The following is a 25,086-nucleotide window of genomic DNA, read 5'->3' on the forward strand; positions in this document are numbered from 1 at the left end:
TCGCTGCGGGAATGACAAGCAATCCAGTGAGAAGTGAATGAAAACGAGGCTGGCTCAGGGGGTATCCGGGGCTGGCCTTTTGTTTTGTCCGGCAGGCCAGTGGATGTAGTGGTGGATGGAACTATCCCGGAACGGCTCTTTAGCAAAGGTGAGCAGGAAGATGGCCAGGCACAGGACACTCAAGAGGATGCGTTTTCGATCGAGAGGCTGATCGGCTGGGACGCGTGGATGGCGCATCGCGGGGATGAGGAGCAGGGTTGCCCATAGGACCCATCCGACCCAGTAGAAGAAGCCACAGATGAGGAGAACAGCGGGAATGATCCTGGTAGCCCACTTGTGCAAGGGCGGAGAGAGGGCGTAGAGGATGTGGCCTCCGTCGAGCTGGCCTGCGGGGATGAGATTCAGGGCGGTGACGAAGAGTCCTACCCAGCCAGCGATCAGGATGGGGTGGCGCAGGGCTGCTTCAAAGGAGGGAGTTTCGGGACGGAAGGCAAGCAGTATTCGGTGAATGATGTGGAGCGAAAAAGGTTCGCCGAAGTGGATGATGGCTGGGGAAGGCTTTCCGGGGTGTGATTTGCAAAAACCGATGGCGGCCACGGCAAGGGCTACCAGGTAGCCAGCTAGCGGCCCGTAAGCACCTACGTCCATGAGACCCCGGCGGCTCGGGATGCGGCTGCGGATCTGGATGACGGCGCCGGCGGTGCCGCTGAGAGTGGGGGCGGGGAGAACCCAGGGTAGAGTGGCGCGGATACCATGGTAGCGGCAGGCGAAGTAGTGGCCGAATTCATGGGCGAGCAGAATGCTTAGAAGAGAGAGCGAGAAGGGCCATCCGAGAAAAAAGCGGGAGGGATCGGCGAGGAGCCAAGGCCAGGGCCACAGGTCGCCATCGCGCGCGACGGCGGGTAGACCGTCGTTGAAGTTCTGCATGAAGCGGGCGCCAATGGCCGTCGTGGTGACGATGCTGATGAGCAGAAGAAGGAGGGGCATGCCGTACTTGCTGAGAAGGCCACGGTCTTCCGTTTTACGGAGGGTTGGCGACACCGGGGCAGACACTCCGGCTGTACCGGTGTCGTCGGACCGGATAGGGGGAGCCGTTACTGAGACTGTCCCCTGGGTATCGTTCAACTTCTCTTCCTTGCTGGGGCCCTTGAGCGCGCGAATGGACGCAAGGCAGGACCGGATGTGGATTTCTACTTCACACCCAGTTGCCGGCGGCGCGGGAGGCAACTGGCTGTGTGGTCATTTTCCCGTGTCCAGAACGTGTAGTTCCTTGCCTGGTTTGAAGCGAACAGCTTTGCCTGGAGCGATGCTGACCTCGGTACCGGTTCGTGGATTGCGCCCGATCCCGGTTTTGCGCGGCCGGACGCTGAAGACGCCGAAGCCGCGCAGCTCAATGCGGTCGCCGGCAGCGAGGGCCTGCTTGAGGCCTTCAAAAACAGTATCGACAGCCGCCTCAGCCTTGGCCCGCGGCAAGCCTGTCCGCTCGATGACGTGATGGACGATGTCCTGCTTGATCAATGTCGTAGCCCCTTGGTGTGTTGAATTGCTCGCCTGCTCGCAGTGGCCTGCTGGCCAGATGCTATTGTGAGTTGGCGCGGTTGTCAATCTTCGCGTACTCCAATAGCATAAGCAACTTAGGGACTCAGCATCTGTACCGCCGCATGGGGGCCACGTGCCGCCTGACAGGGGAGGAAGAACGGACTATGTCGATTCAAAGCGATCGCTGGATACGAGAACAGGCACTTGAGCATGGAATGATCGAGCCATTCAGCGAAAAACAGGTGAGGGAAGGCGTAATTTCCTACGGGCTTTCTTCGTACGGATACGATTTGAGGGTTTCTGACGAATTCAAGATTTTCACGAATGTGAATTCGGCAATTATCGATCCGAAGCATTTTGATGAGCGATCGTTTGTGAGCGTACAGGCAGATTCGGTGATCGTACCGCCAAATTCCTTTGCCCTGGCGCGGTCGGTCGAATATTTCCGGATACCGAGGGATGTGATCAGCGTGTGCGTGGGCAAGTCTACGTATGCGCGATGTGGGATCATCGTGAACGTAACTCCGTTTGAACCGGAATGGGAAGGTTATGTGACTCTGGAGATTTCGAACACAACACCTTTGCCAGCGCGGGTGTATGCGAACGAAGGGCTCTGCCAGATTCTGTTCTTTCGCGGATCGGAGCCGTGCGAAGTGAGTTATGCCGACCGCAAGGGCAAATATCAGAAGCAACAGGGGATTGTTCTGCCGAGGCTTTAGCTGCGGTGCGTGGTACTCGCCTGATCCATTCCGGGACGGCTTGCGAGGACATTGAAGAGCTTTTTCCCATCGGCATGAGACTTCTAGTCAATGATTTTTAGGTAGTTTCGATGTTTTATTCGCAAGTGGCTTTCCTGCAATGAAAGCTCCTTGCAGATATTTTTGTTCACGGTTACAATTCGACGCAGACTTCAAGTTACTTCTGGAATACGGGCCCCCTGATATATTGGTTACGCTGAGCGTGGTCTCTTAGGGGAGAGACCAGTGTCGCGCTGCGTTTATGGTTGGGACTTTATCGGGGGGTAAAGTATCTATGCCTTATAGTTGCGGGCCGCTTCCGCCTGTGGTTGGAGTTATTGCGTCCGAGCCAATTCGACTCACCGGCCTGGTAAGCGTTTTTGACAATCATCCTAGTATTCAGATCGTTCTTGGAGATCTCGAATCTATCTTTCTCGATTTTTCTGTACATCACTTAGTGCTGGATCTGGGAGACACTGCGAGAACCATGGAGACGCAGACTCTGGTGAGAAGAGCCAGGCCAGACATACGTCAGGTAGTGCTCGGTCCCTCCGGAGATGATGAGTTAATTCTTCGCTCCCTTCGGGCGGGAGCCCGCGCATATCTTGATTTCAATTGCGGGCCACTGGCGGTGCGACAGGCAGTGGAGGCGGTCATCCAGGGATCGATCTGGGCACCGCGAAGATTGCTGTCTATGTTGATTGATCGATTGCTCGCCACCACGGGACCGGGAACGCCGCCACCCGCTCCAGTCTTAAGCCCCCGTGAGCGGCAGGTGCTGGATTTGATCATGACGGCGCGATCCAATCGGGAGATTGCGATGGAGCTAGGTATTGAAGAGCGCACGGTGAAGGCGTATGTGACGAGCCTGCTTCGCAAGACGGGTTCGGATAACCGCGTGTCTCTATCAGTTCAGGCAACTCAAGTTTCATTACGGGACCAACAGCGGCAACTTTCCTAAATTGGGATAACTTGGTGGTAGGGTGTGTGCTCAATAGATAGACTCTCTTCCTAATCCATCAAAAAAACGTCACTGCCACCCTCTTTGTAGTTTGCGAGAAGGAGACGTCTTTGCACGCTCAGGAGCAGCTCATCGTCGATATTGTATGTTCTGTATATATCCGATTACCTAGGAAAGTTACTTCAAGACAATGCCCGTTGGTTATGTTGAAGTACTACGCTGAGTGCCGCATGATACTTGCATAACAACGCAGATCTGGGGAAGGACTTCCCTGATATCTTGTACTTCGAGGCAGCAGGGAAGTCCTCTTTTTTGGTTCGTTGCTTGTTATCATCGTGGCTTTGCAGCGCTCCGTTGCTGCGAATCTGCTTCCCTCCCATGGTTCCTTTCAAGGTGAACACAACGGTTCGTGCGATTTCCCTGCCAACCTTTTTTGCGAATACAGCGTCTTAGTCAAGTGAAGGTGTGAGATTTCGTTTGCTATCTGCCAGCGAAGCCTCACGTTTCGGATTCGGGTTCCGTAGCCGACGAACCCCTTCGGGATGGTATCCAGTCTGCCAACGTCCACTTTTTGGGTACGCAGATTAAGACTATCCCGCTGCATACATATGCAGGCCGATCCGTCTTTCATTTGGCCTGTGACCAAGCAACTTCGAATTGAATGTAGTATTTACAGCGAAGTCAAAAAGAGTACTTCGCGCACGAGGAGAGTACGAATGATGATGAAGAAAATGGTTTCTCCAGTTCTAGCCCTTTGCCTGGGTCTCCTTATCCCTGGCTCTGCATTTGCAGCTTCTAACCGTGACGACATTCAGGACCGAGTAGACGCGGCCAAAACCGCGTTGGATCAGATTCTGAACACACCGGACAACTCGATTCCACTGAATATTCTTGAGCAGGCAACCTGCGTTGCTGTCATCCCGAGCCTTAAGAAGGGCGCATTTCTGGTTGGCGCCGAGTACGGCCGCGGCGTTGTGAGCTGCCGCACAGGGCACGGTTGGAGCGCACCGGCGTTCATCACTCTGGCCGGTGGATCGTTTGGTTTCCAGATTGGCGGACAGGCGACTGACCTTGTTCTGGTTGCTGTCAACGACAAGGGTTTTCAGGATTTGCTGAAGAGCAAGTTCAAGATCGGCGGCGACGCTGCTGCTTCTGCTGGTCCAGTGGGGCGCAACTCGCAGGCAGCTACCGACTGGAAAATGAATGCTGAGTTGCTGACCTACTCACGGAGCAAGGGTCTGTTTGCCGGCATCGATCTCAACGGCGTCGCTGTCAGCCAGAGCACCGACGACACGGAAAAGTATTACGGACAGGCGCATACCTTCCAGAGCATTCTGAAGGGCAATGTTGCTGTTCCGGCTGGCGCGGTTCCGTTCGTGAAGACCGTGGCCAAGGCTTTCGTTACTGCCAAAGCGAACTAAGCTTAGGCAATAGGGATCAGGGAATAGGGAACAGTTGGTCCGCTGGGTCGCTAATTTTGCGGCTTTTGGTGGACTGACTGTTCCCTTCTTCTTTGTGCAATCGATGGCTGACGCGATGCTTCCTTCTCAAGATTTCGATATTCCTCCCATCTTCAGTTTCGTAGGCCCGTGATGTGCGCCCGGTTACACTTGAGGGAGTGATTTCTTATGCGGGTTAAATGACGAGAACCGTTGAATACTTACAATTCTTAGTGGTTTGGGGCCTTGCCCGGTGTCTTGGATGGTTGCCGCGCGGGTTGGCACGCTGGCTGGGAGCTGGGCTGGGGCGAGTGGTGTATGCGTCACTTGGACGGCTGCGGCGGACGGGACAGCGCAACCTGCAGATGGCAATGCCTGAGTTGCCGGTGGAGGAGCGGGAGCGGATTCTTCGTGGGGTATACCGCAGTCTTGGCTGGCAGTTGGCAGAGTTCTGCCGCATGGAGCGATATACGGCGGCGAATACAGCGGGACTGATTCGCTATTCGGGGCTGGAGCACTTTTTGACGGCGGAAGCTGAGGGTAAGGGCGTTCTCATTCTGACGGGGCATCTTGGAGCGTGGGAGCTTTCGAGCTTTTATCATTCGCTGATGGGCCATCCGATGGGGATGGTGATCCGGCGACTGGATAACAGGCTCCTGGACCGGTTCGTCAACCGGATCCGGTGTTTGCATGGGAACAAGGTGTTTCACAAAGATGACTTTGCGCGTGGACTGATTACGGCGATGCGGGCGGGGGAGTCGGTTGGAATCTTGATGGACACCAACATGACGCCGCCGGCTGGGGTGTTTGTGGACTTCTTTGGCACGCCGGCATGCACGGCATCAGGGCTGGCTCGAGTGGCCCTTCGGACAGGCGCGGCGGTGGTGCCCGGTTTCCTGCTTTGGGAAGAGCCTGAGGGGAAGTATGTGCTGCACTTTGGGCCGCAGATTGGGTTTCCTGAGACGGGTGACTCAGAAGCGGATGTGACGGAGCTGACGCGACGATGTACCGCGGTGATTGAGAGCTGGGTGCGGCGGTATCCGGATCAGTGGTTGTGGATTCACCGCCGTTGGAAGACTCGGCCGGATGGGACCAGGGACGAGGGAATAGGGATTAGGGAATAGGAACAAAGACGAGGGAGCGCGGGTGACTGTTGGCGAGTTGATCGACGAGCTGGGCGGGGAGCTGCTTTTCGGAGATGCAGGGACACAGATGGTCGGTGTCGCTGACATCGGAGGTGCAGACGCGGGGCAGATTGTTTTTGGCGAGAATGCGGACGGTGCCGAGCGGGCAGTGCGGTCCTGTGCTGGGCTGGCGGTAGTGCCGGCAGGCTTCGCTGTTCCAACGGATCGCAAGAAGAATGCAGGCGCGGTGGTCGCCTACCGGCAGCCTCGGCTCTGGTTTGCCAAAGCAGCCAAGCTGCTTGCAATCGCCAAGGTTGCGAGCGGAGTTCATCCAGCGGCAGTAGTCTCTCCCAGCGCACGAATTGGAGAGAATGTGTCAATTGGAGCGGGAGCAGTGATTGGGGATCAGGCCGAAATCGGTGACGGCAGTCGAATTGAAGCCGGGGTCGTCATCGGAGATTCCGTAACTGTTGGAATGGACTGCCACATCTATCCGAGGGCTGTGATCTATCGCGGTACATCCATCGGTCGCGGGGTTTTGGTTCATGCCGGAGTGGTTCTCGGAGCGGATGGGTTTGGCTATGTCCGCGATAAAGAGACGGGAGCATATACGCAGTTTCCTCAGCAGGGTCAGCTGATCGTTGAGGACGATGTTGAGATTGGCGCTAATACGACGATCGACCGGGGAGCGCTGAGTGAGACGCGAATCCGGCGGGGGACGAAGATCGACAATCTTGTGCACATAGGGCACAACTGCGATATTGGCGAGGATGTTGTGATTGCCGCGCTGACAGGGATCTCGGGATCTTCTACGGTGGGTAAGGGCGCGGTGATTGCCGGGCAAGTAGGGATTGGGGATCATGCGCATGTTGGACCTGGAGTGATTCTGGGCGGGCAAGCTGGGGTGTTGAGCGGGAAGACCGTCGATACGACTGGAACAGTGCTCTGGGGAACTCCGGCGAAGCCTTTGCGTGAGTATTTGCGGGAGCTGGCTACGCTTAGCCGGCTGGCGCGGCGGAAGAAGGAATAAAGGCTATTGGGATTAGTTTTTCTACCCTTTTCCGCATGGTACGCGGAAAGGATGGGGTACCCGAATGTGTCTTTGTAGGGAAGGAAGGCAGACTTGGCAGTCCTGGTGGTTGGCGGTGGCGGGCGTGGAACTGGGAAGACTGCTGTAGCCTGCGCACTGATGGCGGCCATGCCTGAGTTAAGGTGGGTGGCTGTCAAGGTTTCACCACATTCTCATGAGCTGGAAGACGGGTTCCGGGAAGAAGCGGACCGCGATTCTGAGAAGGATACCGGGAGGTATCTGAGGGCTGGTGCCAGACGCGCTTTTCTGATTCGAGGAGTCGGCGACGCGCTCTCGCTCCTTGAGAAAGTGCGCAGGTTGGCAACCGATTGCGATTCGCTGCTGGTGGAGTCGAACCTAATCGTCGCAAGTTCCCTGGCTCGTCCCACTGAGGCCATGTTTTCGATTTCCGTAATCGCGGGCGAGGAGCGCCCCCCTAAGTTTTCCCTTATCGATTTTGCCCGAAGAGCCGATGCTCTTGTGTTTGCAGGTGGTGCAACACAGGCATCTTTCGTACCTGCCGACACCAAGAGTATTTTTATGCTGGCAGCGGGGGAGTGGGCTTCTGCGGAACTGATCGATCTGATTCGAAGTCGACTCTTGCCAGATGCTTCGGGGGGCTGCGTATAGTGTTGTAAACAAGTTATTACAGAATTTGGCGGGTCGATGGAAGCATGTGTGGTTGGCGAGGCGAGCATTCTGATCGGGCCCCTTCCTTTCCTGCTAGCCCGAGCTGGCTTTGCGGTGGACGTGATTACAACCAGTGGGCTGCCCGAGGCGAGCCGGTTTGTTCGGAAGGTCGATCGTCTCGATTCAGCGGAAGCCATGATAGAGCTGGCGTGGGAACGCATCAGCCGTCGCGACCGGCCCTATGATTGGGTGATTGCGTGCGACGATCCGACGCTTTGGAAGTTGAGTCGACTGGATTGGCCCGAGGGAAGGGAACCCAGGCATCTGGCCAGATCTCGAACGGACCGGTTCGACCACATTTACTCCAAAATCGGGCTTTCCAAAGCTTTAACCGAGGGTGGGGTGCAAACACCGGCGTATCGGGTGGCGGGGAGTCTTGAGGAGGCCCTGGCGGCGGCCGCGCAACTTGGTTATCCGGTGCTGATCAAGACGGACTCCGATCGTGGGGGATTTGGGGTTCATCGTTGCGCGTGTGAGGAAGAGATTCGAGCGCTAGAAAGACTTTTCGGAGTGCGGCCGTTGCTGGTGCAACGGTGGATTGCTGGCCGAGAGCTGGATCTTTCGGCGATCTATTTCGACGGGAAGTTGGTGCATTTTGCGTATTCCCGCGTGGAGCGGTCGATTCGGGAATCGCAGGCGGTGTCGGCGGTACGAACGTTCTTTCCTTTGCCGCTGGTGGAGGATGCCGTATTTGACGAGCTTGAGCGGCTGGGACTTGCACTGGATGGGAATGGATGCGTGAACATCACCTGCATGGACGCTGCGGATGGTTCGGGACGGTACTACTTTGAGGCGGATATGCGTCCGAATGCGTGGGTTGATATGTCGAGGTTCTACGGCGAGGATGCAGCGGGAAGGATTCGCGGCTGGTTCGTGGCAGGACAAACTCTATGCCGGGAAGGCCTGGGCGATGGCTCCGATTGCGAGCCAGTGCAGATGGCGCATTTTCTGCGCGTTCAGCCCTGGGAGTTGCTCGTGAACCGGTTCAGCGTCTGGCGGTTTATTCCCTGGGATGACCGAAGCCTGGTACTGCGACAGATATGCGCCCGGTTAGTGATGCCGTTTTCGCAACGGATGCTACCGAAGCGGGCACGCAAGCTAGTGCGGCGCGTGTTTATTGCCGCCCGAATTGCTTTTCCTTGAGGGTCTGTGACGCTGGTTGTAAGGGTCCGGCTGCCGGCGTCAGCAGCCGGACAGGTGTCGCTGTTAGATTCCAGTGAAGGCGTACTTGGAGTAGCTGAGATTGAGCAGGACTGCACTGCTCAACTTTCCAGTGGACGTTGGTCCGTTGACGATTTCGAACTTCGAAAAAACGACATCAGACAGTACGAGTTCGATAGGCGAACCTGAATCGCTGATGGTGCAGGAGGCAGTGTGTTTGCCTGCTGCAACAAACTGGCTGAGCGCTACGGCGCTTGCGTCAAGGGGCACGGTGACAGACAGGCTGGTCGTGGCTTTACTGGCGCTACCGCCCGACCCTGTGTTGCTGACAGCGACATCGATACTGAAATCGTAGCTGAGCAGGTTTGCGTTGGGGACTTGGCCAGAGTTATTGCAGGTGATGTGAGCGGCCTGGGCGGCGGGCGCTGAGAGCGCGAGACAAGCGAGAGCAAGAGGTAAAACCAATTTCCGCATAGATATCCTTTCGGGAAAGTTACAGCAATGGGGGAACAATAATGGGGCCAGGGGCGGATGGCAAGTGAATTTCGGGGATTGGCGGATGGTTGAAATGAGAGGATACTGATGGTATGGCGACTTTACCGATTGACGAGACATACGTTTCGGTGCGCGAGTATCTGCGGACGAGCTACAGCCCGGATTGCGAGTATATTGATGGGCGCATAGTGGAGCGGAATGTGGGAGATAAAGGGCATTCTCGGCTGCAGATGTTTCTGGGCTTTCTCTTCATGCTCAATCGTGTGGCTTGGGGAGTTGAGGTGTATCCGGAATTACGGACTCGGGTGGCTTTGAAGAGTTTCCGGATTCCGGACGTGCTCGTGGTGCGGGCCGGGGTGCAATTTGAGAGTGTGCTGGATCAACCACCGTTGATTGCGATCGAAATACTCTCGCCTGATGACAGCCTTGGGGATTTGAAGGAGAAGGCCGACGAGTACCTGGCGTTTGGGGTGGAACATATCTGGGTTTTCGATCCGAAGAAGCGTGTGGCCTGGTGGGCGGATCGAGGAGGGTTTCACTTGGTTGAAACGGGAGAACTTACTGTGGACGGAACGCCGATTCGGGTGGTTCTGAACGAGGTCTTTGCTGAGTTGGATAGATAAATTATTCGAGTGATTTGCTGTAAACCAGGAAGCCAGATTTTTCGGCTAGTTTGTTATATAAATACGTAGCCGTTTTGTTAGTTTCGTGAGTTAACCAGTAGACTCGGAATGCTCCAGCTTTTCGCGCTTCTTCATTTACGGATTGTATTAACTGTCTGCCTATGCCTCGGCCTCTTACTGCTTCTGAGGTGAATAAGTCACGCAAGTAGCAGGTTTGGGAAATAGATAGAGTGGTTCAGTGGTAGAAATAGTGGACGAGTCCTACGAGTTCACCATCCTGCTCGGCTACGAGGGCGTGGACTGGCTCATTTGGTTCAGGGAAACGAGACCAGGTCACCTGGGTGATGGGTTCGGGGAGGGCGATTTCGGCTTGCTGGCCGTGGAACTTGTTGTAGCCCTGCCAGAGGGTTAGCCATTGGCTGTCGTTTTCCTGTGTCACTGGGCGGATGATGGGCTGTATCGACACTTAGCTCCTTTCCTGATGATGAAGAGTCGATTTCTATTCAACATTCAAGTCTTGTAGATTGGGTGGCCAAAGGAAGACAAAATCCTTTGTACCGACGGCTCGATATGCCGCTTTGATTGGCTGTCTTGACTGTTTACGCTCGATGACCCTTTCCACTTGTGCGAAGGCACTCTCGAGATCGTCCGTAAAGAGGAAACTATTGAACTCCTTAGACCCCATATCATGGCCATCGACTTCGAATTCCCGAGCCGGCATCGCGATCAATGCATCTTCCAATTCGATCAGGTTGTCGTAATCGTCTACGCTGGATGCCCGGAATTGTAAAACAAGTTGATATCTCATATCGATCAGCAGCGGAGGATTTTTTCGCTGACGATGCCTTTGGTGGCGTTGCGGGTGTCGATGACTAACTTCGATTCGTCGACTATCTGTTGGTAGTTATAGGTCGTGTGGTCGGTGACGATGACGACTGCGTCATAGCTGCCTAAGTTATCCAACGATGTGTTCGTCATGTTAAGGGCGTAGTGGCGGCCGTGGCCTACCTTTGGGAAGTACGGGTCGTTGTAGCTGACCTTGGCGCCCTTTTCGCGGAGTAACTCGAGGATGGTCAGGCTGGGCGATTCGCGGAGGTCGTCTATGTCGCGTTTGTACGCCAGGCCGAGGACCATGATCTTGCTGCCCTTGATGGCTTTGCTGTGCTCGTTGAGGCCGGCGGCGATCTGGTCGATGACGAAGTAGGGCATAGCGGTGTTGACTTCGCCTGCGAGCTCGATGAAGCGGGTGTGGAAGTCGTACTGTTTGGCCTTCCAGCTCAGGTAGAAAGGGTCGATGGGGATGCAGTGACCGCCGAGGCCGGGGCCCGGGTAGAAGGCCTGAAAGCCGAAGGGCTTGGTCTTGGCTGCGTCGATGACTTCATGGATATCGATGCCCATCTTCATGCAGAGCTGCTTGAGCTCGTTGACCAGGGCAATGTTGACGCAGCGGTAGATGTTTTCGAGCAGCTTGGTCATCTCTGCAACTGACGGCGAACTGACGGGGATGACGCGGCGGAAGATGCTGCCGTACATGGCGGCGGCAAGCTCCGAAGCAACGGGGCCGCAGCCTCCTACTACCTTGGGGATATCGTGGCGGGCGACGGTGTCGTTGCCTGGGTCTTCGCGTTCGGGGCTGAAGGCTACGTGGAGGCCGCTGTTTTCTGTGGTCCGCGCTACTTTCAGGCTGAGCTTGTTTCCGGCTTCGAGTCGAGGGACTACCAGTTCCTCCGTGGTGCCAGGGTAGGTGGTGCTTTCGAGGACGATGAGCTGTCCCTCTTTGACCCAAGGGGCAATGGATTCGACAGTGCCGGTGACGTAGCTCAGGTCGGGCTCGTGGTACTCGTTGAGCGGAGTGGGGACGCAGATGATGACGGCGTCCATCTCGGCCACGTCGGCGTAGTTGCTGGTCGCGCAGAAGCCGGATTTCTGGGCTTGCTGGATGGCTTCGGGGAGGATGCGGACGATGTAACTGCCACCGGAGTTGAGGGTTTCGACCTTTTCCGCAGAGATGTCGAAGCCGGTGACGCGGAAGCCTTCGTCAGAGAAGAGGAGCGCGAGCGGGAGGCCTACATAGCCCATCCCGACGATGCCGATGCGGGCTTCGCGGGTTTCAAATTTGCGTTTAAGAGCTTCTAGGCGGGTCGGGGCTGGGGCGGGCGTGGCGGTGGTCATGTCTTTCTTATTGTACGGCTGTGGGAATACTGGGTTCACCAGATGCTTGCCTTGGTTGGGTGGTTTGCGTGTAGGTTTGGTAGACGAGGTGATGGGATGCGGTCTTCGTTACGTTTTGCTGGAGCTTTGCTCTCGGCTGTATTGGTTGCGGGGTTGGCTTCGGGAATGGGACTGGCGCAGGGGGCCAAGGATATTCCTGCGCATGGCAAGATGGAGCGGCTCTTTAACGGGAAGGATCTTACCGGTTTCGACATCATGCTGAAGTCGAAAGGGATGAACCGCGACCCTGACCATGTCTTCTCCGTGGAGAAGGGTGTTATCCATGTTTCTGGGAATGACTTTGGCGGCATCGTAACGCTGAAGTCCTATGAAAACTACTATCTTCGCGCCGAGTTCAAGTGGGGCGAGAAGACGTACCAGGACAAGATCGGCAAGGCGCGGGATTGCGGGATTTTGTACCACATCTCGGAGCCGCTGCTGGAAGTGCCGAAGGATACGTGGCCGCGCGCGTTTGAGTTCCAGATCCAGGAAGGCGGAACAGGTGATATCTGGCTGGTAAAGGGCGCTGCGCTGAAAGTGAAGGGTGTGGAAGTGGCCAGCGAGGACGCGCCGGGACCGAAGGAATATGTGAAGTCGCAGCGGTTTGGCGGCGGCCCCTGGAAGGATGTGACGGGGTATCGCGATCCGGTGAACGAGGTGGAGAAGGCTCATGGCGAGTGGAATCTGCTGGAACTGGTCGTGAAGGGCGACCACGTCTGGTACTACGTCAATGGGAAGCTTGTGAATGAAGGTACCGAGTTGAACTCGACGAAGGGACGGATTCTGTTCCAGACCGAGGGCGCGGAGACCTATTATCGCGGACTGGAGATCGCCTCGCTGAAATAGTCACTAATTTTTGAGCGGGTTCGCGAGGATTTTGCGCATATAGAGGTAGATTCTCATCTTGAGCGATGGGATTGAGGAGCGCTACCGTTATGTCCAACTATTCGAACCCGTTTCCGCCACCGCCGCCTCCACCGAATGCGCCGCAGTACGCGCAGCAGTACTCACCTCAGGCCGCCCAGGCACCTTCGATGTGGGGCGTAAGCCAGCAATTCGGGGAGCCACGCTACAAGCTGTTCGATGTGGGCAATATCACGCTTGCTTCGTTCCTTGGCGGACCGTTGGCGGGTTCGATTCTCTTGGGACTCAACTATCAGCGGCTGGGGGATCAGGGGAAGGCCTGGTCTTCGTACCTTTGTGGCGCTGCTGTGATGGCGGCTGCTGCAGGGCTTGGCTTTGTGATTCCGCATGGCGTGCAGTACCCGATTGCGATTGGGCTGATTGTGGCGATGCGGCAAGTAGCAGAGCGGCTGCAGGGGCCAGCGATTGCCAAGCATGTCGACGCGGGCGGGAAGCTTGCGACGAAGTGGATTGGCTTTGGCGTTGGAATGGCGTTCCTGACGCTTGTGATGGGCCTGGTTCTGCTACCGCTGCTGCCATCGTTGACGAAGACGAAGGTGACGATTGGGACGAGCGATCAAATCTACTATGCAGGGACAGCTACGAAGGATGAAGCGCAGGCTCTCGGCGACTCTCTGAAGACGCAGGGGCTGCTGCAGGATCAGGGTGCGAATGTCTTTCTGAAAAAGGCGTCCGACGGTACTACCATTTCGATCATCCTGAAGGAAGGCATGTGGAACAAGCCGGGGATGCTGGAGACGTTTGAAGATATCTTCCGTCGGGCGGCGCCGACCGTGGGCGGAATGCCGATCCATGTGAAGCTGCTGAACGGAGAGAAGGAAGTACAGAAGGAGGGAACAGTTGGCCGGGTGGCGATTGGCGAGGGGGATGCCGTTGTCTACAAGGGAACGGCGACCGAAGCGGATGCACGCGCCTTTGGGCAGTCGCTGAAGGACCAGGACTATCTGCAAGGCAAGAATTTCTACGTGTCGATCAACAAGGAGGCAGGGGTCACGACAATGTCCTTTGCAGTCAATCAGGGGGCATGGAACAGGCCTACGAGTGTGGCGGCTTTCGAGAGCATTGCCCGGACGGCAGCGCCTTCTGTAGGCGGGTTGCCAGTGCAACTTCGACTGGTGGACACGGACCTGGTGACGCAGCGGGAAGAGACTGTGAACTGATTTCCAACATTCGATGCGGCCCCGTGGCTCAGTCTGAGTCGCGGGGCTTTGTCTTGGGTGCCTGTATCGGTTCGATGGCCGGTTGTATGCTGGGGAGTGGTCTATTGAGGAGTGTGGTTTGGCTAAGTATTTGGTAACTGGAGTGGCTGGGTTTATTGGGCGGTCGATTGCTGCTGCGCTTCTGGGGCGCGGGGATTCGGTACGGGGGGTGGACAATTTCTCCACCGGTAAGCGCGAGAATCTGGTGGGGCTTGAGGCGATGGAGTTTGTTGAAGGCGATCTGGCTGATCCATCGGTTTGCCGGCGGGTTTGTGAGGGAGTGGAGATTATCTTCCACGAGGCCGCGCTGCCTTCCGTGCCTCGTTCAGTGATCGATCCAGTGGGATCGAACGTGGCCTGTGTGGATGCCACGGTGCAGCTGCTCTGGGCGGCAAAGGAAGCAGGGGTGCGGCGTGTGGTGTATGCCGCTTCTTCTTCTGCTTATGGGGATACACCGACGCTACCGAAGCACGAGGGAATGCTTCCCGATCCGATCTCGCCGTATGCGGTAGCAAAGCTGACGGGGGAGTATTACCTGCGGTCATTTACGCGGGTCTATGGGCTGGAAACGGTGGCTCTGCGCTACTTCAATGTCTTTGGACCGTATCAGGACCCGACCTCGCAGTACTCGGGAGTGCTGGCCGTTTTCTGCCGGAAGATGCTGGCTGGTGAGGCTCCCACGATCTATGGGGACGGGGAGACGAGCCGGGATTTCACCTTCATTCAGAACACCGTCGAAGGAAACTTGCTGGCGGCCGCTGCCCCGGCGGAAAAGGCTTCTGGGCGGGTCATGAATGTGGCTACCGGAGTGCGGATCACGCTGAATGAAGTCGTCGAAGTATTGCGAGGGATTACCGGCTATGCTGGTCCAGTCCACTATGCGCCGGAGCGGGCCGGGGATATCAAGCACTCGCTCGCAGATATTTCTCTGGCTGGGGAGCTGCTGGGATATGGGCCTTCGGTGAGCTTTGAGGATGGGTTGCGGCAAACCGTCGCGTGGTACCGAAGTACAGGGAACAGGGCTTAGGGAACAGGGAATAGCTTTTCACGCCTGGCGCGAATTTGGTCCCACCTGAATCACCTCGCCAACGACTAGGGCATGTCGTTGGGGTTCCCTCGGAAGCGCGGCGGAGGTGGGCAGACGTGCCATCTCGAGCGCACAAATTAGGTTTTTGAAAAATAGATTTGACGGAATTGTTCGAATGCGGGACACTGGCTGCACTTTCACTTTGCTGCATTTGGTTTGATTCTTCCCAATCTGCGCGTACTGACCTTGCTGGTGGTTTGCTGGCTTGAGGACTTTGCTGCGTGGCGGATTTTCCTGGAACTGACAATAAGCGTATTGCTCTGCCGCAGGATAGTGCGCGGCGAGCAGAACTGTATTCCTTTCGGAAGCTGACCGGAGCGGTACGGCGGCGCTCGTCTGTATTCCTGGGATTGATGGGTGGGTTGGTGGTGCTGTGCTTCTTGTATTGCCTCATCGCGCCGAACCAATACGAGGCTTCCGGTAAGGTGGCGCTCCGGATGCAGGCTGTCTCTACGCTCAGCGTAGACGGGGCCGAGGCGTTTGCTCCGGCCTCGATTTTGAGCACACCGCTGCAGTTGGAGACCCTGGTGAATGTGATTCGCAGTGAGCGGCTGGCGTGGCGGGTGATCGGCGAGGAGCGGCTCTATCAATCCGAGGCGTTTAACCGGTCCTTTGTGCGGCGGTTTGGAGGATTTCAGTACGGGAACGCTACAGCGGAGCAACGAAGTCTGCTGTTGGATTCGTTTGAGAAGCGGCTGATGGTTCGGACCATGCCGCGGACATTCTTGATTGAGCTCCGGTTTCGCAGCAAAGACCCGGCATTGGCGGCTCAGGTGGTCAATGCGGTAATTCGCGATTACATGGAGATTGAGAGCGAAACCCGGCTGGAGGCAACTGAACAGGGTTCAGAGTGGTTGCAGCGGCAGCTGGATGTGCTTACCTCGGATGTGCAAGGCAAGGAGCGTCGGCTGGCGGATTTCGAACGTCAGCATGGGTTCACGACAACACAGCAGACGGTGCCCGGTGGGCAGCCTGTAGAAACTCTCCATGATCCCACGGCGATCCAGATTGACGAAGCCGGACGGCTGCTGGCTGCGGCTAGTGGAGACCGGATATTGCGAGAGGCGCTTTATCGGGAAGCACAGGCGGGAAATCCCGAGCTGGTGTTGGCGGCAAACCCGGAATTACAGGCTGAGATGGGGCCCGGCGGGGCGTCGCTGGTACAGCAGCTTCGAACAAAGTCGAGCGATCTCGGTGTCGAGTTGGCGGAGCTGAAGGCTGAGCATGGGCCGAAGTTTCCGCGGGTTGTGGAACTGGAGCGCGCGCGGGCGGATATCAATGCGCAGATCAGTGCGGAAGACGCGAACCTGGTGGAGGCATTTCGGAGAACCTGGCAGGCTGCGGCGGGCCGAGAGGCACTGCTAAAGACCCAGGTTGAGTCGCGCATGGCGGAGGGTGTAAAGCAGAATGACGCGGCGATTCAGTACGCAGTGCTGCATGAAGAGGTGCAGGCGGGGCGGGAGCTTTGTTCGCGACTGAGAAGGCGGATTCAGGAGGCCGGATTATCGGCCGGCGTGCACGCTTCGAGCATCGTGGTGGTGGACTGGGCACGCGAGCCGTTCAAGCCGGTCGCGCCGGATCTTCCGGTTTATCTGGCGATTACGCTGTTTACAGGATTCTGGGTGTCATTGGCGGCGGTGGTTGGACTGGACCGCTGGCGGCCACTGAAAGTGGCGGCGACGGTATTGTTGCTGCTCGGTTTCGTTGGGGCAAAGGGCTGGGCGCAGGCGCCTACGCCGAATACGCAGGGGTTGCCGAGTGGGGTGGTGAAGGTGCCTTTGGATGCACCCGTGCCGCGAACCCCGAACCCGAAGGATTCGCCGCCTGTCTGGAATACTTTGGCTCCGGCAGCAACAGAGCCGGATCAGGGAGCGCGACTTCTTGGGTCGGCAATGGCGCTGCCAATTGGGGTGGGAGACTTCCTGGAGATCAGCGAATTTCATACGCCTGAGTTTCGGTCGGCTGTAAGGGTAGCCTCGGATGGGACGGTCCATCTGCCCATGCTGGGGCAGGTAAAGCTGGTGGGGTTGTCGGAGCAGGAGGCTTCCCGGGCAGTTGAGAGGGCCTTCGTTGACGGAGAATTCCTACTGCACCCGCAGGTGTCAGTGCTGGTGACGAATGCGGTAGGACAGGATGTGAGTGTGATGGGCGAAGTGGCGCGGCCAGGCGTATATCCGTACACGCTGCATCACCGGCTGCTGGATGTGATTTCTACGGCAAGTGGGTTGACCGCCAATGCGGGACGCCTGGTGACTGTGTTGCATCGTGACGACGCCAAGACGGTGTATCCGTTCGTGCTTGACCCGAGCGGGACTGATATCAAGACGGAGCATAATCCCGAGCTCTTGCCTGGAGATACGGTGATGGTCAGCCGTGCAGGGCTGGTGTACGTGATTGGGGATGTGGTGCGGCCGGGCGGGTTTGCGGTGGATCCCGTACAGGGGCTGACCGTGGTCCAGGCGCTTTCGCTGGCCTGGGGGACGACACCGAATGCTTCGTTCTCGAAAGCGGTCCTGATTCGCGACCAGGCGGGTGGGCGGACACTGACGACGTTAAATCTACGTCGCATGATTCGCGGGGAGGATCCCGATCAGCCGGTGCGTGACCGGGATATTTTGTTCGTGCCAGATTCGGCGACCAAGGCGCTCATGAACAAGACGCTGGAGTCTGCGATCCAGTCGGCGATCGGAGTTTCAATCTACGCGGGTTTGGTGTATTCGCAACGGTTTTGACCACAGAGTTGAGCGACAGGGGGTGGCTGTGCGGCGAGTTTGTCTTGGGTTGCTGATGCTGTACAGCTTTGCTGTGCCATGGGAGTACTCGCTTGACCTTGGCGAGCCGCTCGGGAATGTGGCGCGGGTGCTCGGGTTGTTGCTACTGGCGGGTACGGTTGCGGTGGTAATTTGGCGTTGGGGAATGCGGATGCCCGGCCCAATGCAATGGCTGGTGCTGAGCCTGTATCTCTACTTCGCGGCGAGTTACTTCTGGACGGTTGATCCGGTTGCGACGCTGGAAAAGATGCGAGCGTATTTTCAGGTGATGATGGTTGTCTGGATTGCCTGGGAGGTGGTGGCGTCGCCGGTAGGGCTGCGCGGAGTCATGCGGGCATTCGTCGCTGGATGCTGGGTGCTGGCCGTACTGACAATGGTGAGTTATCTCTCTGCGGATGCGGCAGCAGCGGAGCAGGTCCGCTTCTTTGCAGAGGGATCCGATCCGAACGATGTGGCGCGGTTTCTTGACCTGGGGTTTCCGTTGGCCGCGCTGCTGTTTGCAATCGAGGAGCAGTGGTATGTCCGGCTGATGGCAATTCTCTATGTGCCCGTCGGCCTGCTGGCGGTACTACTAACCGCTTCCCGGGGCGGATTCTCAGGGGCGATGGCGGCTCTGCTGGGGTCGGCGGTGTTGCTGCTCAGCTGGCGGCCCCGATCGGCTTCCAGTGTATTTACTGGGCTGGCTGTGACTGCGGCAGCTCTTTGGGCTTACGTGCCGGGAGACTCACTGCAGCGTCTCGCTACGATTCCGCAAGAGGTCGGCGGCGGGGATCTGAACGACCGGCTCGGAATCTGGAGCGCGGGGTGGCGGGCGTTCGTGCAGGCGCCGTGGTGGGGGTATGGTGCAGGGACCTACGCCGCGGCGGCAAAGCTCGCCCCTGGAGATACAGCTCACAACACAGTGATGGCCGTGATGGTCATGGGCGGAGTCGCCGGGCTGGCTCTATTTCTGGGGATTGTGATTGTGGCAGTAGCGGCCGTGTGGCGGACCGCGGGGTTGTTACGGATCGCGCTGGGCAGCGTGCTCGTAGTTTGGGGAATGACCTCGATGGTGGGTTCGGTCGAGGAGAATCGCGTGACATGGCTCCTGTTTGGAGCGATGGCGGTTGCCGGGCGGCTGGCGGCGGAGAAGCCTTACGCGATGGAACGTCTGTTTTCAGGAGTGGAGCGCATGGAACTTGCGTCGCAGATAGAGGCCGTTCGATAGAGTGGTGTTAGGTCTGATTCCTCCCCTGATGACTTCACCTTCCGACAGTTCGAGTGTGATGCCTAGTTCCGATTCCGGCCCGTTGCGTGGGCTGAGCGTGAACCAGCGCATTTTTCGAGCTGCTGCCATTGTGACGCTGGCAAGTGTGCTGGTGAAGGTCGTGGCAACGATCAAGGAATTCGTTGTTGCCGGGGCGTTCGGGCGCAGTGACGGGATGGATGCGTTTCTGATTGCTTTCCTGATCCCGGGGCTGCTGGTAAATCTGTTTTCGGAGTCGATGAACCAGGCGCTGATTCCGACCCTCGTAAAGGTGCGCGAGCAACAGGGGCATGACCGGGCGCAGGAGCTGCTTTCAAGTGCAATGGCGTGGACCTGTCTGCTGCTTGCTGGTGGCTCGCTGGCCATGGGGTTGGCGGCTCGACTGTTCTTTCCGCTGATGGTGCAGCATTTTTCGCCGGACAAGTTGCTGCTGACGGAACGGCTGTTTTACGGACTGCTGCCAGTGGTGCTGATTGCTGGAATTGCTTCCAATTGCACGGCAGTGATGAACACGTTTGAGCGGTTCGCCTGGCCTTCCATCGTGCCGGTCGTGACGCCGTTGACGATCATGCTGGGAGCGTGGCTGCTGGCGCCGCGCATTGGGGTGTGGTCGCTGGTCTGGACGAATGTGGCCGGGGCAGCGATCCACGCGGGGTTGATGGTCTGGATGATGGAGACACACGGATATCGCTTCCGTTTGTACTGGCATGGAGCGAGCGAGGCGATACGGCCGGCCGTGCGAGAGGTGGCGGGGCAGTATGGTCCGATCCTCTTGAGCGGACTGGTGGCTTCGAGTGGGCTGCTAGTGGATCAGGGGATGGCGGCGGCATTGCCTTCTGGGTCTGTTTCGACGCTGGTATACGCGAACCGGTTTGTGAGTGTGGTGTTGAACCTGCTAGCCGGAGCGATCGCGACTGCAGTGACACCCTATTTTTCCCAAATGGTGGCGCAGCGAAACTGGGCAGGGTGCCGGCACACGTTGAACACATACGTCCGGATCACGGCTCTGGTTTCAGTGCCGGTGGCGGTGGCGATGATCCTTGGGTCGCGGCTGCTCATTCGATTGACATTTCAGCATGGTGCATTCACGGCAGCGGATACCGCAGCGGTCGCGCCTGTGCAGGCGATGTACGCGATCCAGCTGCCGTTCTATATCGTTAGCCGGGTGTTTTACCGGTACCTGGTGGCGATCCGGCGGACGAAGCTAATCCTTTACTGCGGCATCATCAATCTAGTGCTGGACGTGGTGTTGAACCTGCTGCTCATGCGGTGGTACGGGGTCGCCGGGATTGCGCTGGCTACTTCCCTGTGGACTGTGAGCACCTTCGTCTTTCTGGCGTGGTGGGCTTACCGGCTGTTGCCGCCCCCTGAGGCAGAAGCGGAGGGTGTCACTTGAGTGCGCGATATCTGCTGCGTTTCGACGATCTGTGTCCGACGATGGATCTGGAGCAGTGGCTGCGGTTCGAGCGGCTCATTGAGCAGCATCGCATGAGGCCTATCCTGGCGGTCGTGCCGGATAACCGGGATTCTGAACTGGTGCGGGGAGAGGCTGATCCAACGTTCTGGGAACGGATGCGACGGCTCCAGGCTTCTGGCGCCACAATTGGGATTCATGGCTTTTGCCATGTTTGCGAAGGAACCGGTGGCGGATTGATTCCTCTGCACAAACATACAGAATTTGCAGGTGTCGCAAAGGATAGGCAACTGGAGTGGATTCACACTGGATTGTCCATGTTGCGGGCGAACGGACTCGACCCGCGGATATGGGTGGCTCCGCGGCATGGTTTTGACCGCGTCACACTGGAGGTTCTGCGGGAAGAGGGGATCGTTCTCGTTTCCGATGGTTTTGCTAGAGAGCCATTCCTGGAGCATGGAGTGACCTGGATTCCGCAGCAGCTCTGGGCGCCGGTGGAGAAGCGGGATGGCGTGTGGACGATCTGCCTGCATGCAAATACCGCTTCGGACGCTGCGGTAGAGGAACTAGGGAACTTTCTAGGCCGGTTTGCGGAGTCCTTCTGTTCCGTGGATGCCGTGGTAGAGAACGGAATTTCACGGAGGCGCGGCTGGCGCGACCATATGTTTCACCGGTGGATGCTGGCCCGGATTGCCGTTAGCCGACTGCGAAGAAGAATGCTGGCTCGCCACTAGCTCATGCGCGATGGCGTTGGGTTTTCGGCGAGGAGCCGGTGATAGAGAGTTTCCCATCGATCGAGGATGAGCGGTAACGCGAAGTTACACGAGGCGAACTGCCGGGCTGCTGTCCCGAGGGCGTGCCGCTCGATTTCGGAGAGCGCCATGATCTCCGCCATGGCGGTGGCGAGGGCTTCCGGGTTGCTGATCGGAACCAGCTTGCCCCCTGGCGGAACAGCTTCGCTGGTTCCGGGGCCGCATGTGGCAACGATGGGTAGACCGGCGGATGCGGCTTCGAGGACGCTGACAGGCAGGCCTTCCCAAAGGGAACTCAGAACAAACGCGTCCGCCTGCGCTAGCCATGGATGAATGTCGGGCTGGAAGCCTGCGAATTCGATGTGCTCTGCGATTTGTAGTTCTTTGGCGAGGGCGCGAAGAGACAATTCATCCGGGCCAGAGCCGAGGATGGTGAGATGGGTTGTGGTGGGGAGTTGCACCACGGCTTTCATGAGGGTCGGGTAGTCTTTGAGCGGAACAAGGCGTCCTATGGCAATCCAACGGAATGGACTGCGCTCAAAATCGTCTGCAGCGGCGGGTAGCGACGGGGCATCCGCAGTTGCCGATTTTGGCACCAGAATGCCGTTCGGGAGGATGCAGTTTTTATGGTTTGGGGCGATTCTGGCGGTTGTTACCGCTTGCGAGACTGTGCGGCTTACGCACGTGACCTGGTTTGAGAGGAAGCCGGTGATGCGGTAGGCACGCTGCTTGGCTACGCTGCCGGTTTGGCTGGTGTGGATGGTGTCGATGAGGACGCATACTGGCAACAGCAGACGCATGCAACGGGCGAACCACGTGGCGTGAGCAAGGTGGCTGTGGACGATGCGCGGACGGTTGCTGCGAGCCCAGCGAAGGTAGCGAAGCCAGCCATGAGGGTCGATCCATGACTTGCGCATAGCCAGCGAGAGGAAGCTGATGCCTGCTGCAGCCAAGGTGTCTTTCTGAGCGAGGCCGGTGCCACTGAGCGCGATCAGCGTGACCCGCCAGCCTCGGGCGGCAAATCCCCCGGCCAGGAGAAGAACCTGCTTCTCGGCACCACCAATCTGGTCGATGGTGGGGAGGATGAGAGCAAGGTGGGTGGACGGGGCGTGGCGGCTGATTTCTGCTTCGTAGCCTGCTATTGCGCTTTCGAGACGGAATGGAGCCAGGAAGGTATGTTGGAACCGGCCTGTCGAAGTTTCCAGCTCAGAGATCGCATGATGGAGAGTCTTCGCGAGGGATTCGGCTCTGGTGCCCTGGGAGAGCCAGGTGCCAGGTTGATTGTCCAGCAGTGTTTTCACGCCTTCAGAGCATGGAGTAGCGACGATGGGGAGGCCATGCGCTGCAGCTTCGAGGAGTGCATTGGGCATGCCTTCGTGCCGGGATGGCAGGACGAAGAGTGTCGCGCTTGCGAAGTAGGGCGCGGGGTCCGTGTAACCGGGAAAGTGAACTTTCCACTCGATGTTAAGAGCCTCGGCTTGCTCACGAAGTTGCCCTTCTTCGGGACCTTGGCCGAGGATGGTGAGTTCCAGGCTGGGATGGTCTGGAAGAAGCTGAGCGAAGGCCGAGAGCAGGAGATCGAAACCCTTTTCTGGAGCGAGGCGGCCTACCGCCAGCAGCATCGGGCTGATCGCTGTTTCGCGGATCGGAAGCGGGAATTCAACTGGATTGGGAAGGATGACGAGTTTCTTTGACACAATTCCGAAGCGGATTGCCAGGTCGTCCGCCATCGCTTGGGATTGGCACAATATGGCGTCCGCGAGGGGGTAGAGATAGCGGTATGAGAGTCGCTCAATCCGGTTACGGACGGAACTGGAGGCGGTGCTGTTCTGGCGGATCAGAATGTGAGTTTGCTTGGGTAGCAATGGCTTTAACAGCAAGATCAGAAAATTCAAATGCGCCATATTAGAGAGAACGACATCGGGCCGCAGGGTGCGGATAAGACGCAACAGAGGCAGCAAACCTGAGCGGACTCGGGCGACATTCAGGCGATGGAGGCGAACTTCTTCCGGCAGCGGCTGTGAGCCGGGTTTGTCTGCTGTGATGAGCGCGAGATGAACTTCAAATCGCACGGGGTCGAGATGGCGCGCGAGCAGCCAGGTGACTCGTTCCGCGCCGCCTCCGCCGAGATGTGGGATGGTCAGCAGAAGTTTGGTTCGCGGGGGCATAAGTGCTGATGTGAATTCAAATCTAGATAACTTGCGAATACGATATTGCTGTTGATTGATTGTTCTTCGTCGCAACGTGTCCCATTCCGATACAGTTCCCGCAATGGTCCAGCCCATCTGAATTGATACGGGACTTTTGCAGCTCTGCTCTTTTCAATCCGCCGATTTCCCATTCAAATTGGGCTGTATGGGTATGTCTAAAGTTTTGCCGGGGACGGATCATCACTCTCAAAGAACGCCGGGTTCCTCCTCTGGCAAAACGGATCGGGCGTCGATACGAATGGTTGTCGGCGTTACGACGGACCAGACCTGCCTGGTGCTGACAGGACGATTGAGGGCCCTGCAGAAAGCTGGTTTCGATGTGACTCTGATGGCCTCGCCGGGGGCCGATGGTCTGCTCTTGAGAACGGCTCAGTCCGAGGGCGTGAAGGTGTGCCCGATTCGGATGCAGCGCTGCATCGCGCCAATGGCTGACCTGCGTTCGCTGGTGCAACTGTGGACACTCCTGTACCGGATACGGCCGTTGATCACGGATTTCAGTACGCCCAAGGCTGGATTGCTGGGGAATATAGCTGCCTGGACATTAAGAGTGCCGCACCGCGTTTACTCCTTGCGAGGACTCAAGCTGGAGTCGGCGAGCGGGTTCAAGAAGCAACTTCTGCTTGCAACGGAGCGCATCTCAGCCCGTTGCGCTCACAGAGTGTTCTGTAACAGTGAGAGTCTCTTAAGGAAAGCGCTGGAATTGAAGATCGCGCCTGCCGAAAAATTGAGCATGGTCGGCAACGGCAGTAGCAACGGCGTGGATACGAACAGGTTTTCGCCCGGATTGAGCCAGATGAAGCAGATGCTCCATATCCCGGATGGCGACTGGGTCGTCGGGTTTGTTGGACGATTGACTACGGACAAAGGCATTCCGGAGTTGATTGAGGCATTTGAGTTGGTGCTGCGGCGGGAGTCACGTTGCTGGCTGTTGCTGGTGGGTTGGTTTGATGGGGCAGAAGATGCGCTCGAGGAGAAATGGCGGCGACGAATTCGCGAGCATCCACGGATACGACATACGGGATACGTCACGGACGTTGTGGACTGCTACCGGGTGATGGATATTCTGGTCTTGCCGACACACCGTGAGGGCTTTCCCAACGTGGCACTTGAAGCTGCGGCTTCCGGAGTTCCAGTCATCGCAACAGAATCCACAGGTGCCAGGGATGCGGTTGATCCCGAGGTCACGGGGATACTGGTTCCTGTTGGCGACGTGGGGGCGATCGCCGATGCGACTTTACGTCTGCTGTGGGATCCGGATCGGCGCAAACGCATGGCAGAAGCAGGGCGGAGATGGGCGACAGAGAGATACTCGCAGGAGCGCGTGCTCCGGATGACCGTCGAGTTCTACCGAGCGATGGCCGGTGTGAGTGCCCGAGGCAGTTAACGTACCCCATCCGTCCTGGATACTACGCAGGAAGGATGGGGTAGAGATTC

At 57.6% G+C, this 25,086-nt stretch carries 24 protein-coding genes; 16 read left to right on the forward strand and 8 right to left on the reverse strand.

Annotation, left to right across the window (positions count from 1 at the left end):
• Positions 1-54 precede the first annotated feature (54 nt).
• Positions 55-1,125 (reverse strand): site-2 protease family protein, encoded by a 1,071-nt coding sequence (locus AC5S27_RS12525; RefSeq protein ID WP_493934892.1) that lies wholly within the window; start codon positions 1,123-1,125, stop codon positions 55-57.
• Between the two features lie 114 nt (positions 1,126-1,239).
• Complete coding sequence (locus AC5S27_RS12530) at positions 1,240-1,605, reverse strand: HU family DNA-binding protein (protein WP_493934893.1); 366 nt, start codon at positions 1,603-1,605, stop codon at positions 1,240-1,242.
• A 98-nt stretch (positions 1,606-1,703) separates the two neighbouring features.
• Here AC5S27_RS12530 and dcd point away from each other — a divergent pair, with 98 nt between their 5' ends.
• The 7 genes from dcd (at position 1,704) to AC5S27_RS12565 (ending at position 8,702) form a co-directional block, all read left to right on the forward strand.
• Positions 1,704-2,258: a dCTP deaminase gene (gene dcd / locus AC5S27_RS12535; protein WP_493934894.1), complete on the forward strand. Its 555-nt coding sequence runs from the start codon at positions 1,704-1,706 to the stop codon at positions 2,256-2,258.
• Positions 2,259-2,763: 505 nt separating this feature from the next.
• Positions 2,764-3,237, forward strand: a complete 474-nt coding sequence (locus AC5S27_RS12540) for a LuxR C-terminal-related transcriptional regulator (protein WP_493934895.1) — start codon at positions 2,764-2,766, stop codon at positions 3,235-3,237.
• A 722-nt stretch (positions 3,238-3,959) separates the two neighbouring features.
• The gene (locus tag AC5S27_RS12545; protein WP_493937312.1) at positions 3,960-4,658 is read left to right on the forward strand and encodes a lipid-binding SYLF domain-containing protein; all 699 of its coding nucleotides are present in this window, start codon (positions 3,960-3,962) and stop codon (positions 4,656-4,658) included.
• Between the two features lie 218 nt (positions 4,659-4,876).
• Positions 4,877-5,800 (forward strand): lysophospholipid acyltransferase family protein, encoded by a 924-nt coding sequence (locus AC5S27_RS12550; RefSeq protein ID WP_493934896.1) that lies wholly within the window; start codon positions 4,877-4,879, stop codon positions 5,798-5,800.
• A gap of 22 nt (positions 5,801-5,822) precedes the next feature.
• Positions 5,823-6,830, forward strand: a complete 1,008-nt coding sequence (gene lpxD, locus AC5S27_RS12555) for a UDP-3-O-(3-hydroxymyristoyl)glucosamine N-acyltransferase (RefSeq protein ID WP_493934897.1) — start codon at positions 5,823-5,825, stop codon at positions 6,828-6,830.
• A 93-nt stretch (positions 6,831-6,923) separates the two neighbouring features.
• Positions 6,924-7,499, forward strand: a complete 576-nt coding sequence (locus tag AC5S27_RS12560) for a hypothetical protein (protein ID WP_493934898.1) — start codon at positions 6,924-6,926, stop codon at positions 7,497-7,499.
• A 36-nt stretch (positions 7,500-7,535) separates the two neighbouring features.
• Entirely contained in the window at positions 7,536-8,702 is a 1,167-nt protein-coding gene (locus AC5S27_RS12565) for an ATP-binding protein (RefSeq protein ID WP_493934899.1), read from the forward strand.
• 63 nt (positions 8,703-8,765) lie between these two features.
• Here AC5S27_RS12565 and AC5S27_RS12570 read toward each other — a convergent pair whose 3' ends face one another.
• The gene (locus tag AC5S27_RS12570; protein ID WP_493934900.1) at positions 8,766-9,194 is read right to left on the reverse strand and encodes an Hcp family type VI secretion system effector; all 429 of its coding nucleotides are present in this window, start codon (positions 9,192-9,194) and stop codon (positions 8,766-8,768) included.
• Between the two features lie 113 nt (positions 9,195-9,307).
• On the opposite strand from AC5S27_RS12570, the gene AC5S27_RS12575 reads away from it, so the two are divergent.
• Positions 9,308-9,838 (forward strand): Uma2 family endonuclease, encoded by a 531-nt coding sequence (locus AC5S27_RS12575; RefSeq protein WP_493934901.1) that lies wholly within the window; start codon positions 9,308-9,310, stop codon positions 9,836-9,838.
• A 1-nt stretch (position 9,839) separates the two neighbouring features.
• Here the strand turns inward: AC5S27_RS12575 and AC5S27_RS12580 are convergent, their stop codons facing one another.
• From AC5S27_RS12580 to AC5S27_RS12595, 4 genes are read right to left on the reverse strand one after another with little or no spacing between them, the layout of a single operon-like run.
• On the reverse strand, positions 9,840-10,061 hold the full coding sequence (locus AC5S27_RS12580; RefSeq protein WP_493937313.1) for a GNAT family N-acetyltransferase: 222 nt from the start codon (positions 10,059-10,061) through the stop codon (positions 9,840-9,842).
• 12 nt (positions 10,062-10,073) lie between these two features.
• Entirely contained in the window at positions 10,074-10,304 is a 231-nt protein-coding gene (locus AC5S27_RS12585) for a hypothetical protein (RefSeq protein WP_493934902.1), read from the reverse strand.
• 33 nt (positions 10,305-10,337) lie between these two features.
• Positions 10,338-10,646 (reverse strand): ABC transporter, encoded by a 309-nt coding sequence (locus AC5S27_RS12590; RefSeq protein ID WP_493934903.1) that lies wholly within the window; start codon positions 10,644-10,646, stop codon positions 10,338-10,340.
• A gap of 5 nt (positions 10,647-10,651) precedes the next feature.
• On the reverse strand, positions 10,652-12,010 hold the full coding sequence (locus AC5S27_RS12595; RefSeq protein ID WP_493934904.1) for a nucleotide sugar dehydrogenase: 1,359 nt from the start codon (positions 12,008-12,010) through the stop codon (positions 10,652-10,654).
• 96 nt (positions 12,011-12,106) lie between these two features.
• Between AC5S27_RS12595 and AC5S27_RS12600 the strand changes: the two genes are divergently transcribed.
• The 7 genes from AC5S27_RS12600 to AC5S27_RS12630 all read left to right on the forward strand — a co-directional run bounded on the left by AC5S27_RS12600 (position 12,107) and on the right by AC5S27_RS12630 (position 21,424).
• Positions 12,107-12,895, forward strand: coding sequence for a 3-keto-disaccharide hydrolase (locus AC5S27_RS12600; RefSeq protein ID WP_493934905.1), 789 nt, complete (start codon positions 12,107-12,109; stop codon positions 12,893-12,895).
• An 89-nt stretch (positions 12,896-12,984) separates the two neighbouring features.
• On the forward strand, positions 12,985-14,133 hold the full coding sequence (locus AC5S27_RS12605; protein ID WP_493934906.1) for a hypothetical protein: 1,149 nt from the start codon (positions 12,985-12,987) through the stop codon (positions 14,131-14,133).
• Positions 14,134-14,251: 118 nt separating this feature from the next.
• Positions 14,252-15,199 (forward strand): SDR family oxidoreductase, encoded by a 948-nt coding sequence (locus tag AC5S27_RS12610; RefSeq protein ID WP_493934907.1) that lies wholly within the window; start codon positions 14,252-14,254, stop codon positions 15,197-15,199.
• 281 nt (positions 15,200-15,480) lie between these two features.
• Positions 15,481-17,991: an SLBB domain-containing protein gene (locus tag AC5S27_RS12615; protein ID WP_493934908.1), complete on the forward strand. Its 2,511-nt coding sequence runs from the start codon at positions 15,481-15,483 to the stop codon at positions 17,989-17,991.
• 28 nt (positions 17,992-18,019) lie between these two features.
• Positions 18,020-19,237 (forward strand): O-antigen ligase family protein, encoded by a 1,218-nt coding sequence (locus AC5S27_RS12620; protein ID WP_493934909.1) that lies wholly within the window; start codon positions 18,020-18,022, stop codon positions 19,235-19,237.
• A 58-nt stretch (positions 19,238-19,295) separates the two neighbouring features.
• Positions 19,296-20,672, forward strand: a complete 1,377-nt coding sequence (gene murJ, locus AC5S27_RS12625) for a murein biosynthesis integral membrane protein MurJ (RefSeq protein ID WP_493934910.1) — start codon at positions 19,296-19,298, stop codon at positions 20,670-20,672.
• A complete protein-coding gene (locus AC5S27_RS12630; protein ID WP_493934911.1) occupies positions 20,669-21,424 on the forward strand; it encodes a DUF2334 domain-containing protein in 756 nt (251 codons plus the stop codon). Before murJ ends, AC5S27_RS12630 begins: the two co-directional genes overlap by 4 nt.
• Here AC5S27_RS12630 and AC5S27_RS12635 read toward each other — a convergent pair.
• Positions 21,421-23,610 carry a glycosyltransferase gene (locus tag AC5S27_RS12635; RefSeq protein WP_493934912.1) on the reverse strand — a complete coding sequence of 730 codons (2,190 nt, stop codon included), beginning with the start codon at positions 23,608-23,610 and terminating at the stop codon, positions 21,421-21,423. The genes AC5S27_RS12630 and AC5S27_RS12635 overlap by 4 nt on opposite strands.
• A 280-nt stretch (positions 23,611-23,890) precedes the next feature.
• On the opposite strand from AC5S27_RS12635, the gene AC5S27_RS12640 reads away from it, so the two are divergent.
• Positions 23,891-25,036 carry a glycosyltransferase family 4 protein gene (locus AC5S27_RS12640; protein ID WP_493934913.1) on the forward strand — a complete coding sequence of 382 codons (1,146 nt, stop codon included), beginning with the start codon at positions 23,891-23,893 and terminating at the stop codon, positions 25,034-25,036.
• Positions 25,037-25,086 lie beyond the last annotated feature (50 nt).

The sequence above is a fragment of the Acidicapsa borealis genome (genome assembly GCF_059115245.1).

Coding starts and splice junctions, on each gene's coding strand:
- dcd (WP_493934894.1), top strand. CDS start 1,704: ATGTCGATTCAAAGCGATCGCTGGATACGAGAACAGGCACTTGAGCAT.
- AC5S27_RS12540 (WP_493934895.1), top strand. CDS start 2,764: ATGGAGACGCAGACTCTGGTGAGAAGAGCCAGGCCAGACATACGTCAG.
- AC5S27_RS12545 (WP_493937312.1), top strand. CDS start 3,960: ATGAAGAAAATGGTTTCTCCAGTTCTAGCCCTTTGCCTGGGTCTCCTT.
- AC5S27_RS12550 (WP_493934896.1), top strand. CDS start 4,877: ATGACGAGAACCGTTGAATACTTACAATTCTTAGTGGTTTGGGGCCTT.
- AC5S27_RS12565 (WP_493934899.1), top strand. CDS start 7,536: ATGGAAGCATGTGTGGTTGGCGAGGCGAGCATTCTGATCGGGCCCCTT.
- AC5S27_RS12570 (WP_493934900.1), bottom strand. CDS start 9,194: ATGCGGAAATTGGTTTTACCTCTTGCTCTCGCTTGTCTCGCGCTCTCA.
- AC5S27_RS12575 (WP_493934901.1), top strand. CDS start 9,308: ATGGCGACTTTACCGATTGACGAGACATACGTTTCGGTGCGCGAGTAT.
- AC5S27_RS12590 (WP_493934903.1), bottom strand. CDS start 10,646: ATGAGATATCAACTTGTTTTACAATTCCGGGCATCCAGCGTAGACGAT.
- AC5S27_RS12595 (WP_493934904.1), bottom strand. CDS start 12,010: ATGACCACCGCCACGCCCGCCCCAGCCCCGACCCGCCTAGAAGCTCTT.
- AC5S27_RS12600 (WP_493934905.1), top strand. CDS start 12,107: ATGCGGTCTTCGTTACGTTTTGCTGGAGCTTTGCTCTCGGCTGTATTG.
- AC5S27_RS12605 (WP_493934906.1), top strand. CDS start 12,985: ATGTCCAACTATTCGAACCCGTTTCCGCCACCGCCGCCTCCACCGAAT.
- murJ (WP_493934910.1), top strand. CDS start 19,296: ATGCCTAGTTCCGATTCCGGCCCGTTGCGTGGGCTGAGCGTGAACCAG.
- AC5S27_RS12635 (WP_493934912.1), bottom strand. CDS start 23,610: ATGCCCCCGCGAACCAAACTTCTGCTGACCATCCCACATCTCGGCGGA.
- AC5S27_RS12640 (WP_493934913.1), top strand. CDS start 23,891: ATGGTTGTCGGCGTTACGACGGACCAGACCTGCCTGGTGCTGACAGGA.